Consider the following 14824-nt stretch of genomic DNA (forward strand, 5'->3'; position numbering starts at 1 on the left):
CGACGCGAAGGGTCGGACGCGTCCTAGGGTGAACCGCATGACCTCCGACACCCCCCGCCGCAGTGGACTGCGCGGCCTCGGCCACGCCGGGCCGTCGCCGTGGACCGACCTGGACCGCCCGCCGCTGGACGCCGCCGGGCTGCGCCGGGACCTGCTGCGCCCCGGCGGGCTCTGGACCTCGATCGACGTCGTCGAGGAGACCGGCTCCACCAACACCGACCTGGCCGCCCGCGCCCGCGAGGGCGCCCCGCAGGGCGCGGTGCTGGTCGCCGAGGCCCAGAACTCCGGGCGCGGCCGGCTCGAACGGCAGTGGAGCGCCCCCGCCCGCTCGGGTCTGTTCCTCTCCGTCCTGCTTCGCCCGGACGGGGTACCCGTCGAGCGGTACGGCTGGCTGCCGATCCTGGTCGGCGTCGCCGCCGCGAGCACACTGAGCCGGGTCGCCGAGGTCGAGGTCGGCCTGAAGTGGCCCAACGACCTCCAGGTGGAGATCGACGGCGCGGAGCGCAAGCTCGGCGGCATCCTGACCGAGCTGGGCGGCGGCGCGGTGGTCGCCGGCCTCGGCCTCAACGTCTCGCTGCGCGCCGCCGAACTGCCCGTCCCCACCGCCGCCTCGCTCGCCCTGGCCGGCGCCGCGGTCACCGACCGCGCCACCCTGCTGCGCGCCCTGCTGCGCGAGTTCGCCGAGCTGTACGGGGAGTGGACGGCCGCCGCCGGCGACCCGCACACCAGCGGCCTGCTGCGCGCCTACGCGGCCCGGTGCACCACGCTGGGGCGCCCGGTGAAGGTGCTGCTGCCGGGCGACCGCGAACTGCGCGGCGAGGCGGTCGCGGTGGACGGGGACGGCCGGCTGGTGGTCCGCACCCCGGACGGCGCCCGGCGGGCGGTCGGCGCGGGCGACGTCGTCCATGTGCGCCCGGAGCCGCGCGTCGCGCAGTAGCCGCCACCGCGCGCCCGGTGGGGGCGGGGGCCGTGCGCCGGACGGGCGCCCCGTGCGTCCCCTTACCTCCCCTTGACCCGGGCGGATGCCCCGGATCGCGCGATTCCGTGCGAACATTCCACCTGGCAGCAGTGTGAGGCGCGCCACTGCCCGCCGGGTGGCGGGCGCGCCGGACACGCAGGACACGAGGCGAGTGCGGCGACCGCACGGGGACGGACCGGTGGCAGAGGACGGCAGCAACGGCGGCGGCAACGGCGCCGGAGGCAACGGCGGCCCGGCGGGCTCCGACGACCAGACCGTCGCCCTCGACCTCGAACGCCTGATCCTGGACGCGCCGCGCCGCTACACCCCCTACCAGGCCGCCCGGGCCGCCGACGTCCCGATGGAGCTGGCCACCCGCTTCTGGCGGGCGATGGGCTTCCCGGACATCGGGCAGTCCCGGGCGCTCACCGACGGCGACGTGATCGCGCTGCGCCGGCTGGCCGGCCTGGTCGAGTCGGGCCTGCTGAGCGAGTCGATGGCGATCCAGGTGGCCCGGTCCACCGGCCAGACCACCGCCCGGCTGGCGGGCTGGCAGATGGACACCTTCCTGGAGAACCTCACCCAGTCCGTCGAGCCCGGGCTGACCCGCGCCGATGTCGCGTACCCGCTGGTCGAGCTGCTGCTGCCGGAGCTGGAGCAGTTCCTGGTGTACGTCTGGCGGCGGCAGCTGGCCGCCGTCACCGGCCGGGTGGTGCAGGCCGCCGACGACAACGAGATCACCAGCGGCCGGCTCGCCGTCTGCTTCGCCGACCTGGTCGGCTTCACCCGGCTGTCGCGGCGGCTGGAGGAGGAGGAGCTCGGCGAGCTGGTCGAGACCTTCGAGAACACCTGCTCCGACCTCATCGCCGGCCAGGGCGGCCGGGTGATCAAGACGCTCGGCGACGAGATCCTCTTCGTCTCCGAGGACCCGGTGACCGCCGCCGGGATCGCGCTCGGCCTCATCGAGGCGCTGGCCGAGGACGACACCATCCCCGCGCTGCGGGTCGGCATGGCCTTCGGCACGGTCACCTCGCGGATGGGCGACGTCTTCGGCACGACGGTCAACCTGGCCAGCCGGCTCACCTCGATCGCGCCCAAGGACGCGGTGCTGATCGACGGCGAGTTCGCGGCCGCGCTGGAGCAGAACGGCAGCGTCGCGCCGCCCGACACGGACGGCCCGGGGCTGGCCGAGGCGCTGTCGGCGGCGGCCGGGATGCCGCCGTCGGGTCCGCCGGCCCCGGGGCCGGACGCGGCGCACCGGTTCCACCTGCAGCCGATGTGGCGCCGGCCGGTGCGCGGGCTCGGGCTGGTCGAGCCGTGGCTGCTCTCCCGGCGGCCGCGCACCGCGTAGCACGCGCCCCCGCCCCCGCCCGCCCCGCCCCGCCCGGGCGCCCGTGACACACCGGGACGCATCGCGACACGCCGGGACACGCCGAACGGCGGACGGCCGCGCGGTCTTGCGGGTGCCGAGCCGCAAACGGGGCATAACCGAACGAAACCGCCATAGTCTTGGTGCGTGCAGACGCCTCGGTGCGATCGGCCGTGGGGCGGCGCCGTCGAACGGGTAGGAGAGCGGTCGGGGCGCGGGCACGGGCCCCGCCCGCGGGTGCGGGCGTCCGCGCGGACCACCAGCAGGACCGAGCACAGGGAGCGAGGCGAGCCGGTGAGCAGTGAGGCGATCATGACGGACCGCGGCCGGACCCAGCAGCCGTCGCCCGCCGTCCCCGAGCCCGGGGCGGGGACGGCGGGCGGGGGTGCTCCGGCCACCGACGCGCGGCTGAGGGCCGTGGTCGAACTCGCCCAGGACATGGCCGGCGCGCTCACCCCGCTGGAGGCCGTCCGGGCCGCCGCCGCCCGCGCCACCGAGGCGCTCGGCGCGACGATGGCCGCCGTCTCGGTCTGGGATCGCGAGTCCGGCCGGCTGCGGGTCCTGGTCAACCACGGCGAACTCGCCCCGGGCGAGGAGGAGCTGCCCGAGGACGAGTCCTACCCGGTGGCCGACTTCCCCGAGATCGTCACGTACCTGGAGGAGCGCTGGACCACCGGGCGGCTGCCGCGCGCCTGGGTGCAGACGGCCGACAACAGCCTGCCGCACGCCGGGCACGCGCACCCGACCGCCGGCGCGTACTGCCAGGAGCGCGCCGCCGCGCTGCGCCGGCGCGGCCGGGCCTGCTGCGTGGTCGCGCCGATCGTGCTGCACGGGCAGGCCTGGGGCGAGCTCTACCTCGCCCGCACCGCCGGAACGGCCGAATTCACCGAGGCCGACGCCGACTACGCGACCCTGCTGGCCGCCCAGATCTCGGCCGGCCTCGCCCAGACCGAACGCCTCGCCGACCTGCGCAGGCTCGCCTTCTCCGATCCGCTCACCGGCCTCGCCAACCGGCGCGCGGTGGACGCCCGGCTGGAGAGCGCGCTGGCCGCGCACAACCGGGACAACACCGTCGTCTCCCTGGTGGTCTGCGACGTCAACGGCCTCAAGCGGGTCAACGACCAGCTCGGCCACGAGGTCGGCGACCGGCTGCTGGAACGGTTCGCCCACCAGCTGTCGCTGGCCGCCGCCAAGCTCCCCGGCAGCCTCGCCGCCCGGCTCGGCGGCGACGAGTTCTGCCTGCTGGTCGAGGGGCAGAAGGCGGACGAGGTGGTGGCCGCCGCCGAGGAGCTGTGCGCCCGGGCGCTGGCCCTGGCCGAGGGCGAGGGCGTGGCCTGCGGGGTCGCCTCCACCGGTGACTCGATCGGCCCCGTCACCACCCCCGACCGGCTGTTCCGGCTCGCCGACGCCGCCCAGTACCGGGCCAAGGCCGCCCGGGCCGCCCACCCGGTGGTGGCCGGGCGCAGCCACGGCCCCGGGTTCGCCCCCGACCCGACGGTGCTGCTCGCCGACGCCGCCGAGCCGCAGCAGCATCGCGGCGACGGCCGGTTCCGCCCCGGCGGCCGGGCCCTGGCCGGGGACCGGCGGCGGTTCCGCGGCGCGGCGCACAGCGCCGACCCGGGGCAGCTGCTCACGGCGGTGCTCGCCGCGCTCGACCAGCAGGGCGCGGCGCGGGCCGTGCATCCGGCCGACACCATCGGCAAGCTCACGATCGTGGCCGAGACCTCGGCCCGGCTGCTGGACACGGTCGGCTGGTGGATCTCGTACGTGCCGCCCGGCTCGCAGCTGATGCGCACCGCCCGGCACGCGGTCTACCGGATGACCAGCGGGCCGAGCAGCACCCGGGCGGAGACCCAGCGGGCCCAGATCGAGGCCCCGGACGCCGTCTTCGACCTGCGCCACTACCCGATGACGCGGCGGGCCGTGCGCGGCGGCGCCTTCGCGCTGCGCGCGGGCGCGGCGGGCAACGATCCGGCGGAGGAGGCGATGCTGGTGGTCTCCGGTTACCGCGGCATGGTCGCGGCCGGCGGGCGGAACGCGGCGGGCGGCTGGCTCCTGGAGCTGTTCGCCGACGACGCCACCCTGCCGCTCGGACAGGTGGCCTCCGCGCTGCGCGCCCTGGTGGCGGTGGCCCTGGCCGGCCCGGCCTCCCCGCCGGAGGGCTGAGGGCCCGGCGGGGGAGTGTGGCGCTCAAGGCGTGTCTGACCGTTCCGGCCGGGCGTGCGACGCCAGGGCACGCACGCCCCCGGCCCGAGGCTGGGGGAGCCGCCCGCCGATCCGACGCGAATGGTCAGACGCGCCCTGGGTGACCGGTGTGTCCCGAGTGGGTCGCGGTCCGGTCGCGGGGGTGGGCGCGGCGGGGCGTGCGTGGGAGGGTGTCGGCGGTCGGTGGGCCGTCGGGGCGCCGCCGGGTCGGATGTCGGGGGTTGGTTCCTTTGCGTGCTCGGTCGACGGGTCTGGTTCTCTCCGCGGTGCTCGCCTTCGGCGGCACCGCGCCGGCCGCCTCGGCGGTCTCGGTCGCGCCGCGGACGGCGGCGGTGAGCACGGCGGCGGTGAGCACGGTGGCGGTGAGCACGGTGGTGGACGGCACGGTTCACGCGGCGCCGGCCGGTCGGGCTGCCTCGGCGGCGGATCGGCACGCCACCGCCCAGCTGGCCAAGGACAAGTCGAAGAAGAAAAAGAAGGGCCTCGGCAAGTTCATCGGCCTGATCATCGGCGCCGTCGTGGTGCTGCTGGTGATCGCGCTGGTCGTCGCCGTGGTGCTGGTGCTGCGGCGCCGCAACCGGTCCTGAACCCGGGCGGGCCCCGGCTCAGCCGCCGGTGCTGCCGAGCGCGCGCAGGCAGGCCTGCGTGACCTGGTCCGCGTAACGGTCGTCGAGCGGGCCGAGCCCGTGCAGCCAGCGGTAGTACAGCGGGCCGTAGAGGAGCTCGACGGCGAGGTCGAGGTCCGCGTCCGCCCGCAGCTGCCCGGCCTCCCGGGCGGCCCGCAGGCGGTCGCGGGTGACCTCCAGCAGCGGGTCCAGCAGCCGCTCGCGGTACTCGCGCAGCAGTTCGGGGTCGGTGAGGACCTCGGCGGCCAGGGCGCGTCCGGTCCGGTTGAAGGCGGGGTCGGCGAGTTCGAGGGCGGTGGCCCGCAGAAGGGTGCGCAGGTCCTCGCCGAGGTCGCCGGTGTCGGGCAGGGCGAGGCTTCCGGTGGCGTTCTCGTTGGCGGCGAGGAAGGCGTCGAAGACGACGGCGCCCTTGGAGGGCCACCAGCGGTAGATGGTCTGCTTGCCGACGCCGGCGCGGGCGGCGATCTTCTCGATGGTGAGCTTGCCGAAGCCGACGTCGGCGACGAGTTCGAGGGCGGCGGTGAGGATCGCGGTGCGGCTCTGTGCGCTGCGGCGGCTGGGGTCGGGGGCGCTCTGCGGTCTGGCCATGGGCGTCATCCTACGAGCCGGCGAGACGGTTCGTATCGTCTTGACAGTGCGGCTCGAAGGGGGCATGGTGAGGGGACGTCAGCGAGACGAACCGTCTCGTCTCGCACTTTCGAGGGGAACCACGAGATGACCCGCCGCTCCGCCCGCATCGTCATGGCCGCCATCCCGGCCCACGGCCACGTCAACCCGAGCCTCGCCGTGATCGCCGAGCTCGTCGCCCGGGGCCACCGGGTCGACTACGTCAACGACCCGTCCTTCGCCGGGCCCGTCGCCGCCACGGGAGCCACGCTCGTCCCGTACCCGACGGCGCTGCCGCTCGACGGCGATCCCTCGGGGTGGCCGCAGGACCCGGTCGCCGTCCAGGACGTCTTCCTCGACGACGCCCTCGCCATGACCCCCGTCCTGCGGAAGCTCTTCGCCGAGGACCGGCCCGACCTCGTGCTCCACGACATCGGCGCCTTCGCCGCGCGGGCGGTGGCCGAGGCCCACGGCGTGCCGGTGGTCCAGCTCTCGCCCACCATGGTCGGCTGGGAGGGCTTCGAGCAGGACATGGCCGAGGTCTTCGAGGTGCTCCGCACCGGCCCCGGCGGCCCCGAGCACTACCGGCGGTTCGGCGACTGGCTGGCCGACACCGGCGCCGTCGTCCGGGACGTCGAGCGGTTCAAGAACCGCCCCGCCCGTGCGCTCGCCCTGATCCCGCGGGCCCTGCAGCCCAACGCGGACCGGGTCGACGCCGAGCGGATCACCTTCGTCGGCCAGTGCTTCGGCGACCGCTCGCACCAGGGCCGCTGGCAGCGGCCCGCCGACGCGGAGAAGGTGCTGCTGGTCTCGCTCGGCTCGGCCTTCACCGACCGGCCCGCCTTCTACCGGGAGTGCCTGGAGGCCTTCGGCGGCCTGCCCGGCTGGCACGTCGTCCTGCAGATCGGCCGGCACACCGACCTCGCCGCGCTGGGCGAGGTGCCGGCCGGCGTCGAGGTGCACCGGTGGGTGCCGCAGTTCGACGTGCTGGCGCAGGCCGACGCCTTCGTCACCCACGCCGGCACCGGCGGCGCGAGCGAGGGCCTGTTCCACGGCGTGCCGATGATCGCGGTGCCGCAGGCCGTCGACCAGTTCGCCAACGCGGACTCGCTGGTGGCGCTCGGGGTGGCCCGCCGGCTGGACACCGAGGACGCGACGGCCGCCGCGCTGCGCACCGCGCTGCTGGAGCTGACCGGCGACCCGGCGGTGGCCGCCCGCCTGGCCGACCTGCGCGCCGAGGCCCGGGCCGAGGGCGGCACGGCGCGGGCGGCGGACCTCGTCGAGGCGGAGCTGGCGCGGGCCCCGCTCAGCTGATCCGGTCGGGGCGGGTGTAGACGTTGGCGCCCTCGCCGCGCAGGAAGCCGACCAGGGTCAGGCCCAGTTCCTCGGCGAGGTCCACGGCGAGCGAGGACGGCGCCGAGACCGCGGCCAGCAGCGGCACGCCGGCCAGCGCCGCCTTCTGGGTCAGCTCGAACGAGGCCCGGCCGCTGACCAGCAGCACGTGCCCGGTCAGCGGCAGCCGGCCCTCGCGCAGCGCCCAGCCGACCACCTTGTCCACCGCGTTGTGCCGCCCGACGTCCTCGCGGGCGCAGAGCAGTTCGCCGCTGCGGCCGTCGAACAGGCCGGCGGCGTGCAGGCCGCCGGTGGAGTCGAAGGTCCGCTGGGCGGCGCGCAGCCGGTCCGGCAGCCCGTACAGCAGCGCGGGCGGGACGGTCAGCGGGTCCTCGCCGACCGGGTGGCGGACGTGGGTGCGCACGGCGTCCACGGTGTCCCGCCCGCACAGGCCGCAGGCGCTGGTGGTGAGCAGGTTGCGGTGCGCGGAGAGCGGCAGGGTCCGGGCGGCGCCGCGCGGCGTCGCGTCGACCACGTTGTAGGTGTTGGCGCCGTTCTCGTCGGTGCCGGCGCAGTAGCGCAGCGCCGCGAGGTCCTCGGCCGCGTGGACGATGCCCTCGCCGACCAGGAAGCCCGCCACCAGGTCGAAGTCCTGGCCGGGGGTGCGCATGGTGACGGTGAGCGGTTCGCCGCCGAGCCGTATCTCCAGCGGTTCCTCGGCGGCCAGCGCGTCCGGCCGGGTGGTGCGCCCGTCCCCGCGCAGCCGCAGCACCCGCCGCCGTGCCGTCGCCCGTGTCATCGCCCGGTCCGCCTCTCCGCCCGCCGCGCCCGGCACCTCGCCGCCCGCCTCGCCCCACAGCGTGCGCCACCGGGCGCGATATTCGAAAATTCTGGTGACCGGCCGGTGCGGTGGCCGATGTTCCATCGCGCCAGGGTGGTTGTCATATCTTCATTCACCTGATGAGATGGTGTATATGGATATGCACAGTGCTGCGGCCCCCCACGCGCCGCTCGTCCAGGTCGGCAAGGCCGACGTCAGCGCCGAGGACGTGCTGGCCGTCGCCCGGGGGAACGCCCGGGTCGAGATCGGACCCGACGCGCTCGCCGAGATGGCGGCCGCGCGCGCCCGGATCGAGGCCCTGGCCGCCGAACCGCGCCCCGTCTACGGCGTCTCCACCGGCTTCGGCGCCCTCGCCGTACGGCACATCAGCCCCGAGCTGCGCGCCCAGCTGCAGCGCTCGCTGGTGCGCTCGCACGCCGCCGGGATGGGCCCGGCGGTCGAGCGCGAGGTGGTCCGCGCGCTGATGTTCCTGCGCATGAAGACCCTCGCCAGCGGCCGCACCGGCGTGCGCCCGCTGGTCGCCGAGACCATGGCCGCGATCCTCAACGCCGGCATCACCCCGGTGGTCCGCGAGTTCGGCTCGCTCGGCTGCTCCGGCGACCTCGCGCCGCTCTCCCACTGCGCGCTCGTCCTCATGGGCGAGGGTGTGGCGACCGGCCCCGACGGCGTCGACAGGCCCGCCGGCGAACTGCTCGCCGCCGCCGGGATCGAGCCCGTCGAGCTGCTGGAGAAGGAGGGCCTGGCCCTCATCAACGGCACCGACGGCATGCTCGGCATGCTCGTCATGGCCATCGCGGACCTGCGGCGCCTGTTCACCACCGCCGACATCACCGCCGCGATGACCCTGGAGGCGCTGCTCGGCACCGACAAGGTGCTCGCCCCCGAGCTGCACGCACCGATCCGCCCGCACCCCGGGCAGGCGCTGTCCGCCGCCAACATGCTGGCCGTGCTCAAGGACTCCGGCCTCACCGGCCACCACCAGGACGACGCCCCGCGGGTCCAGGACGCCTACTCGATCCGCTGCGCCCCGCAGGTGGCCGGCGCCGGCCGCGACACCCTCGCGCACGCCCAGCTGGTCGCCTCCCGCGAGCTGGCCGCCTCGGTGGACAACCCGGTGGTGCTGCCGGACGGCCGGGTCGAGTCCAACGGCAACTTCCACGGCGCCCCGGTCGCCTACGTGCTGGACTTCCTCGCCATCGCCGCCGCCGACCTCGGCTCGATCGCCGAGCGCCGCACCGACCGGCTGCTCGACAAGGCCCGCTCGCACGGCCTGCCGGCCTTCCTGGCCGACGACCCGGGCGTGGACTCCGGTCTGATGATCGCCCAGTACACCCAGGCGGCGCTGGTCAGCGAGAACAAGCGGCTCGCCGTGCCGGCCTCGGTCGACTCGATCCCCTCCTCGGCCATGCAGGAGGACCACGTCTCGATGGGCTGGTCCGCCGCGCGCAAGCTGCGCCAGGCGGTGGAGAACCTCGGCCGCATCCTCGCCGTCGAACTCACCGCCGCCGCGCGGGCCCTGGAGATCCGGCAGCAGGCCGGCGCCAGCGGCGCCCCGGCGCCGGCCACGGCCGCGGCGATGGCCGCCGCCCGCGCCGCCGGGGTGGGCGGCGCCGGGCGCGACCGCTTCCTGTCGCCCGACCTGGAGTCCGCGGCCGCGCTGGTCGCCTCCGGCGAGCTGGTGCGGGCGGTCGAGCAGGTCACCGGGCCGCTGGCCTGACGGCCTGACGGCGGACGGACCGCGCGGAGAGCGGGTGGGACGGGTGACGGCGGCTCGGCGCCGGGCCCTGGCCCTAGTCCCACTCGCTCCGCGCGGCCGACGAGTGGCTCTTCTCCTCGCGGCGCTCGGCCCGCGCGGCCGAGACGTTGACGCCGACGATGCCGCCCCAGCAGACCAGCAGGCCCCAGAAGCCGGCGACGCCGCCGGAGATGGCGGACAGCGGGATGCCCAGGGCCATCGAGATCACCGGCAGCCGGGCGGCCGAACGGCCGAAGCGGTGCGGACCGTGCCCGTGCGGGCCGTAGGGACGGCCGGCCTCGGCCGGGGGGCCGTACCCGTCGGCCGGGCCGAGCCGCTCGCTGACCCGGCGCTCCACCCGGGCGTCCAGTCGGGCGTCGAGCCGGGAGAGGAAGGAGTCGACGAGCTCCGACTCGTACTCCTTGCCGAGCTCCTTGTGGGCCTGCAACGTGGCGTCCAGATCACGCCGCAGATCGTCCTGGCGAGTGTCCATGGACACCAGACTGCGCCCGCGGGGCCGGGCGGGTCCACCCGTTCGCCGGTATTCAGGGGGGTCTCAGGGGGATTTCAGGGTCACCCCGAGGCGGCCCGCGACCCGGGCGGGGCCGCATTCCGGACGTCTCAACCGGCGTCCCGTCGTACGAGACGTCTTTGCCAGCGGCGGTCCGCTGCTGCACAGTCGTCCGAACAGCTCGCATCCGGAGGTACCGCCATGACCGCCACCGACGACGCCGGCACGGTCGGTCCCTCCGCCCGGTTGCTCCAGCTCTTCGAGGGCCACCGGCTCACCCCCACCCAGCGGCGGATCGCGCACTCGCTGGTGCGGCACGCCACCGAGGCGCCGTTCCTCTCCAGCGTCGAGGTCGCCGAACTCGCCGGCGTCAGCCAGCCCTCGGTGACCCGCTTCGCGGTGGCCCTCGGCTACGACGGCTACCCGGCGCTGCGCAAGCAGTTGCGCGAACTGGGCGCCGGCGAGCCCGCCGCCCCCGAGACCCCGGCCGACGCCGTCCGCAACGAGCACCAGCAGGCCGTCCTCGCCGAGATCGAGCACCTGCGCCACCTCGCCGAACTGCTCGCCGACCCCGAGCCGATCACCCGCGCCGCCCGTCTGCTCGCCGCCTCCCGCCCGCTGCCGGTGCTCGGCCTGCGCGCCGCCTCGGCGCAGGCGCGCGGCTTCGCGTACTTCGCCGCCAAGGTGCACCCGGACGTCCGGCTGCTCGACGAGGGCGGCAGCATGCTCGCCGACCGCCTCGAACAGGCCGCCGCGGCCGGCGCGAGCGTGCTGCTCTGCTTCGCCCTGCCGCGCCACCCGCGCGAGCTGATGGACGCCCTGGCGGTGGCCCGCGACTGCGGACTGACCGTCATCACCGTGGCCGACAGCGTCTTCGCGCCGGTCGCCAAGCTCTCCGACCTGATGCTGCCGGCCGCCGTCGGCACCGGCCTGGTGTTCGACACGGCCTGTGCGCCGATGATGCTCGGCCGGGTGCTGCTGCAGACCATGTGCGACGAACTCCCGGGCGCCGAGGCGCGACTGGAGGCCATCGAGCAGTCGGCGGCGGCCCGCGGACTGTTCCTGGAGTAGGGCGCCCCCGGCCCGAGCACCGGCCCCGCCGACCGTGCGCGCAGGTTGGCGATCCGCCCGGGGCGGGCATCACTCCAGTCAGGGGGTGCCGCCATGCGCGTGATCCACGAGATGAAGTTCGTCGGCCGGCTCGCCTCCGGAGCCGACGAGTGGTCCTGCCCGACCTGCGGACGCCGCGTCACCCTGCGCCGTCTGCCCGATCCCGAACTCACCGTCCTCGACCCGGGCGACGAGAGTGTCGTCCACGTCGGCGTGATCGAACCCGACGCCCGCGCCGCCGCGGCCGCCGCACAGTACGGCCTCGGCCCCGTCCAGGAGATCCCCCGCCCGCCCCGCGCCTCCGTCCCCGACGACGCCGACCGCCGCTGGCTGGAGGAGATCGGCATCCACTGGGACGACGACGCCGCGGCGTGAGGGCACGGGGATCACATGGTCCCCGCGGTCCTCCCGAGGGCGTGATCGAACCCGGCGAAGAGAAGAGCGGACAAACGCTCACGGATTTCCATGGTCGTGCGGGCGATCTCCTCGTGCACCGAGGCCTTCTCCGCCAGTGTGTCGAGCACGGTGCAGATGTGCTCGGCCTCGTCCGGGGGAGGAACGGCGACAGGGAGCTGTGCCAGGACGGCTACCGAGATGCTCGGGATGCCGACACCCCGGGGGGTCTCCCGCCCGATCCAGGTTCTGGCCTGAGGACTGTTCAGATAGTGCACCAAGTAGCGCCCCAGCTCGGGCGTACGGAGTCGCAGGCGCAGGAGGTTGCTGGTGAAGAGCCACTGGGCCTCGGCTTCGGAGACCCGGGCAGCTCGGCCCGGCGAACCGGTGCGTACGCAGAGGATGTCGCCGACCGCGAGCCGGTACCCGGAGACCTTGGTGCTGTCCTCTTCGGGCACATGGGCCAGATCGTGGTGGACGATCTCGCCGCGGTGGCCGATGTTCATGGGGCGCAGCAGGGGGATACCGCGCTCGGCGCGATTGGCCGGCGCCGCCAAGTGGCCGGGACCCGAATGGATTTCACAAAGATCACCGAGCAGAGTGCTCGCCCAGCCGGCGGCGGACGGTACTGGCGAGGAGGGCGTCATGTCATTCCGTTCAGCAGCTGCTTGACCTGCTCATCCACATCCTGCGCCTGCCCATGGAGTCGGCGCAGCCGCTCGTACAGCTGCCCGATGTCGGTCAGGACGCTTTCGGGGTCCGGGATCTTGTCGTCGGATGGGCGTACGTAGCGGGTGGGCTCGAGCGCGAAGTCGTTGTCACGCAGTTCGGCGAACGTGGCCTTGCCGCTGGACCATGTCGCCGTGCGACGACCCTCGAACCCGCGGGGAGCCCGGCGCCAGGAGCGGTACTCGCTGATCACGTCCGTGATGTCCGCATCGGTGAGTGCCCGCAGGGTCCTGGTCACCATGGAACCGGCGTCGTGCGCGTCGAGGAAGAACACATCTGTGGTGTGGTCATCGTTCGGACAGCGCAGCAGCCACAGACTGACCGCCACACCGGTCGAACTGAAGAGGTTGCGCGGAAGGGCGATCACGGCGTCCACGGCACCGGCCCCCAGCAACCGCCCGCGGATGTCCTTCTCCCGGCCTCGGCGGAACGCCGCTCCGTTGGCCATGACGACGACAGCCCTGCCACCGGGGGCCAGGGACTCGACGACGTGCTGGAGCCAGCCCAGATCCGCGTTGTGGCGCGGTGGAGCGCCGAAGGGCCAGTCGTACTGGTCGAAACCCGTGCCGTAGCGGGCTCGCATGCTGAACGGCGGGTTGCTGAGGACGAGGTCGTACATCCTGCGGGCGGCTGCGGCCGGCGGGGCGGGGAGATCGTGGTCCAGCCGGCTCTTGAACGGAACGTCGTGCAGGCCGAGGTTCAGAGCGGTGACGAACTGGTGGTACTGGACGGGAGTGGAGACGACGGCCTCGTAGGTGGGCGTGACCCGGGTGCGTGCTCGCGCGAACTCGGTGAGCAGCTCGCCGGAGCGGCAGTACGGGTCGTACACCTTCGTCGGAGTCGATCGGTCGGTCGCCAGTTCCACCATGAGCCGTCGTAGCGAGGGCGGGGTGACGAGTTCCGAGCTGCGCGGGCCCTCCCGTTCAGCGGTGACCAGGAGAAGGTGTTCGAAGAGCTCGGCCGCCTGAGCGCGGCTGTCGAGGCTGTTGATGATCCACTCGGCGTGGCCCAGTGCGCGGAGGTCGGACTCGCTCAGCTGGTCGTCGAGCCGCATCAGCAGCGAATCGCCGACCGGTCGGGCTTCCTCGGGAAGCAACCGGGAGAACCGGTGAAACCAGTTACGGTCCCAGCGGGCTTCCTGGTGCGAGGCTCGCCATTCCTCGGGCATGAGGCCACGGACGAACACGAGGATCAGAAGGATCTGCAGGTATTCGCTCGCCCTCCCGGTCTGTCGCCATGGCTCGAAGGGCGCACCCAACAGCGCGTGCGCCATCCGTTCCGATTGCGCCGCGTCATGTCCGTGTGCCGCCGTGCCGGCTCGGTCGTCGATCGCGGGCAGCTGCACGGAACGGCGGAACCGGTCGCCGTAGGTGGTTCCCGCTGCCTCGCCGGGGAGTAGCGACCGAACCGGAATGACGCGGGTCGACAGCCACGCGGCCACCTCCTGGCCCCGGAACAGCTCGCTGCCCTCGACCGCCACCGGCCGGGGGTAGTCGCTGTGCCGCCGTTCCCAGTTGGTGACGGCGGGCCGCTTCACCCCGGCGTATTCGGCGATCTCCGAGCGGGAGAACAGCGGTTCGGCTGCTTCTGTCATCGGTTCCTCCCTGTCCGTCCGGTCAGAACTGTGGTGTCCGCAGTCCCGCACAGGTGTCCTGGCGGTTCTTGAGCACGGTCGGCGTCCGGTCCATCCGCAGGACCTCCTGCGCGAGCTCGGGGTCGAGGGTGCCCAGCAGGCGATGGAGGGTGGTGTGGGCGGCTTCGAGGTCGAGGTGGTGGATCGGCTCCTGGTGGCTGATCCGGTTGCGCAGCTCACGCATGCTGTTGAACTGGCCGTGCAGCGAGTCCCGACGCCCGACGCCCCGCGGGAAGGCGCGGTGAAGCGTGGGCACCCAGAACGTCCGGTCATGCCGGCTGGACAGCAGCTTGACCCAGAAGCCGAACGACAGCCCCGCCACGATGTCGTCGGCGGTTGCCGGAGGGCGGCTCCGGTGCACCCGGTCCTGGCGAGCCTTGTCGACCAGCCGGATGCCGTGCGGGTCCAGCGGGGCGGCCGACCACCAGTCCGCGCGGGCGTACTTCTGCCGCAAGGTGTTGTGAAGCGCGTTCCGAAGGGCGACCTCCAGGAACTGCAGCGGCGCGTAGAACGCCCCGGACGCCTCGATGTTCCACCAGTACAGCCGGGAGCCCTCGGCGATGCCGCCGGCGGCCACAGCGTAGGAGTCGAGTCGCGGCTGCGACAGGCTGCGCAGCATCCAGGGCGCCCACTCGCCGGTGTCCATTGGAGTCCCCCCTGGGATCTTGCGGGACCGTTGAAGCCCCGAGGATGAGTGGTAGTGTCGATCGGGTAAGCCCCGGGTCGCCTCTGAATTCAAGCCGCCCGGGGCACTGCTGTTTCTTGCGCGTCGGCAG

The 14824-nt window shown here is 74.3% G+C and carries 13 protein-coding genes and 1 pseudogene; 8 read left to right on the forward strand and 6 right to left on the reverse strand.

Features of this window, described 5'->3' with window-relative positions; all coding sequences use genetic code 11:
• Positions 1–37 precede the first annotated feature (37 nt).
• From ACFCLZ_RS23635 to ACFCLZ_RS23650, 4 genes and pseudogenes are all read left to right on the forward strand, one after another.
• Entirely contained in the window at positions 38–937 is a 900-nt protein-coding gene (locus tag ACFCLZ_RS23635) for a biotin--[acetyl-CoA-carboxylase] ligase (protein ID WP_380279003.1), read from the forward strand.
• Positions 938–1022: 85 nt separating this feature from the next.
• A complete protein-coding gene (locus ACFCLZ_RS23640; protein WP_380279005.1) occupies positions 1023–2309 on the forward strand; it encodes an adenylate/guanylate cyclase domain-containing protein in 1287 nt (428 codons plus the stop codon).
• A gap of 456 nt (positions 2310–2765) precedes the next feature.
• A pseudogene (locus tag ACFCLZ_RS23645) lies at positions 2766–3926 on the forward strand (diguanylate cyclase domain-containing protein); the annotation flags it as partial.
• An 836-nt stretch (positions 3927–4762) separates the two neighbouring features.
• Positions 4763–5119 carry a hypothetical protein gene (locus ACFCLZ_RS23650; RefSeq protein WP_380279006.1) on the forward strand — a complete coding sequence of 119 codons (357 nt, stop codon included), beginning with the start codon at positions 4763–4765 and terminating at the stop codon, positions 5117–5119.
• A gap of 18 nt (positions 5120–5137) precedes the next feature.
• Here ACFCLZ_RS23650 and ACFCLZ_RS23655 read toward each other — a convergent pair whose 3' ends face one another.
• Entirely contained in the window at positions 5138–5746 is a 609-nt protein-coding gene (locus ACFCLZ_RS23655; RefSeq protein ID WP_380279008.1) for a TetR/AcrR family transcriptional regulator, read from the reverse strand.
• 126 nt (positions 5747–5872) lie between these two features.
• Here ACFCLZ_RS23655 and ACFCLZ_RS23660 point away from each other — a divergent pair, with 126 nt between their 5' ends.
• The gene (locus ACFCLZ_RS23660; protein ID WP_380279010.1) at positions 5873–7078 is read left to right on the forward strand and encodes a macrolide family glycosyltransferase; all 1206 of its coding nucleotides are present in this window, start codon (positions 5873–5875) and stop codon (positions 7076–7078) included.
• On the opposite strand, the gene fdhD is transcribed toward ACFCLZ_RS23660, so the two are convergent.
• Positions 7071–7895: a formate dehydrogenase accessory sulfurtransferase FdhD gene (gene fdhD, locus ACFCLZ_RS23665; protein ID WP_380286251.1), complete on the reverse strand. Its 825-nt coding sequence runs from the start codon at positions 7893–7895 to the stop codon at positions 7071–7073. The genes ACFCLZ_RS23660 and fdhD overlap by 8 nt on opposite strands.
• A gap of 181 nt (positions 7896–8076) precedes the next feature.
• Here fdhD and hutH point away from each other — a divergent pair, with 181 nt between their 5' ends.
• The gene (hutH, locus tag ACFCLZ_RS23670) at positions 8077–9654 is read left to right on the forward strand and encodes a histidine ammonia-lyase (RefSeq protein ID WP_380279012.1); all 1578 of its coding nucleotides are present in this window, start codon (positions 8077–8079) and stop codon (positions 9652–9654) included.
• Between the two features lie 73 nt (positions 9655–9727).
• On the opposite strand, the gene ACFCLZ_RS23675 is transcribed toward hutH, so the two are convergent.
• Positions 9728–10165, reverse strand: a complete 438-nt coding sequence (locus ACFCLZ_RS23675) for a hypothetical protein (protein WP_380279013.1) — start codon at positions 10163–10165, stop codon at positions 9728–9730.
• 219 nt (positions 10166–10384) lie between these two features.
• On the opposite strand from ACFCLZ_RS23675, the gene ACFCLZ_RS23680 reads away from it, so the two are divergent.
• Entirely contained in the window at positions 10385–11254 is an 870-nt protein-coding gene (locus tag ACFCLZ_RS23680; protein WP_380279014.1) for a MurR/RpiR family transcriptional regulator, read from the forward strand.
• Positions 11255–11347: 93 nt separating this feature from the next.
• Positions 11348–11668, forward strand: coding sequence for a hypothetical protein (locus tag ACFCLZ_RS23685; protein WP_380279016.1), 321 nt, complete (start codon positions 11348–11350; stop codon positions 11666–11668).
• Between the two features lie 11 nt (positions 11669–11679).
• Here the strand turns inward: ACFCLZ_RS23685 and ACFCLZ_RS23690 are convergent, their stop codons facing one another.
• Genes ACFCLZ_RS23690 through ACFCLZ_RS23700 form a run of 3 tightly spaced genes read right to left on the reverse strand, consistent with a single transcriptional unit; the run spans position 11680 to position 14694 of the window.
• The gene (locus tag ACFCLZ_RS23690; protein ID WP_380279018.1) at positions 11680–12333 is read right to left on the reverse strand and encodes a restriction endonuclease subunit S; all 654 of its coding nucleotides are present in this window, start codon (positions 12331–12333) and stop codon (positions 11680–11682) included.
• Positions 12330–14009, reverse strand: a complete 1680-nt coding sequence (locus tag ACFCLZ_RS23695) for an N-6 DNA methylase (protein ID WP_380279020.1) — start codon at positions 14007–14009, stop codon at positions 12330–12332. Before ACFCLZ_RS23695 ends, ACFCLZ_RS23690 begins: the two co-directional genes overlap by 4 nt.
• 22 nt (positions 14010–14031) lie before the next feature.
• Positions 14032–14694 carry a hypothetical protein gene (locus ACFCLZ_RS23700; protein WP_380279022.1) on the reverse strand — a complete coding sequence of 221 codons (663 nt, stop codon included), beginning with the start codon at positions 14692–14694 and terminating at the stop codon, positions 14032–14034.
• Positions 14695–14824: the final 130 nt, after the last annotated feature.

It is taken from the genome of Kitasatospora purpeofusca (assembly GCF_042691725.1).
Taxonomy (GTDB): domain Bacteria; phylum Actinomycetota; class Actinomycetes; order Streptomycetales; family Streptomycetaceae; genus Kitasatospora; species Kitasatospora purpeofusca_B.

Excerpts from the sequence above, each read along its gene's own strand:
- ACFCLZ_RS23635 (WP_380279003.1), top strand. The coding sequence starts at position 38 with ATGACCTCCGACACCCCCCGCCGCAGTGGACTGCGCGGCCTCGGCCAC.
- ACFCLZ_RS23640 (WP_380279005.1), top strand. The coding sequence starts at position 1,023 with ATGCCCCGGATCGCGCGATTCCGTGCGAACATTCCACCTGGCAGCAGT.
- ACFCLZ_RS23655 (WP_380279008.1), bottom strand. The coding sequence starts at position 5,746 with ATGGCCAGACCGCAGAGCGCCCCCGACCCCAGCCGCCGCAGCGCACAG.
- ACFCLZ_RS23660 (WP_380279010.1), top strand. The coding sequence starts at position 5,873 with ATGACCCGCCGCTCCGCCCGCATCGTCATGGCCGCCATCCCGGCCCAC.
- fdhD (WP_380286251.1), bottom strand. The coding sequence starts at position 7,895 with ATGACACGGGCGACGGCACGGCGGCGGGTGCTGCGGCTGCGCGGGGAC.
- hutH (WP_380279012.1), top strand. The coding sequence starts at position 8,077 with ATGCACAGTGCTGCGGCCCCCCACGCGCCGCTCGTCCAGGTCGGCAAG.
- ACFCLZ_RS23675 (WP_380279013.1), bottom strand. The coding sequence starts at position 10,165 with ATGGACACTCGCCAGGACGATCTGCGGCGTGATCTGGACGCCACGTTG.
- ACFCLZ_RS23680 (WP_380279014.1), top strand. The coding sequence starts at position 10,385 with ATGACCGCCACCGACGACGCCGGCACGGTCGGTCCCTCCGCCCGGTTG.
- ACFCLZ_RS23685 (WP_380279016.1), top strand. The coding sequence starts at position 11,348 with ATGCGCGTGATCCACGAGATGAAGTTCGTCGGCCGGCTCGCCTCCGGA.
- ACFCLZ_RS23690 (WP_380279018.1), bottom strand. The coding sequence starts at position 12,333 with ATGACGCCCTCCTCGCCAGTACCGTCCGCCGCCGGCTGGGCGAGCACT.
- ACFCLZ_RS23695 (WP_380279020.1), bottom strand. The coding sequence starts at position 14,009 with ATGACAGAAGCAGCCGAACCGCTGTTCTCCCGCTCGGAGATCGCCGAA.
- ACFCLZ_RS23700 (WP_380279022.1), bottom strand. The coding sequence starts at position 14,694 with ATGGACACCGGCGAGTGGGCGCCCTGGATGCTGCGCAGCCTGTCGCAG.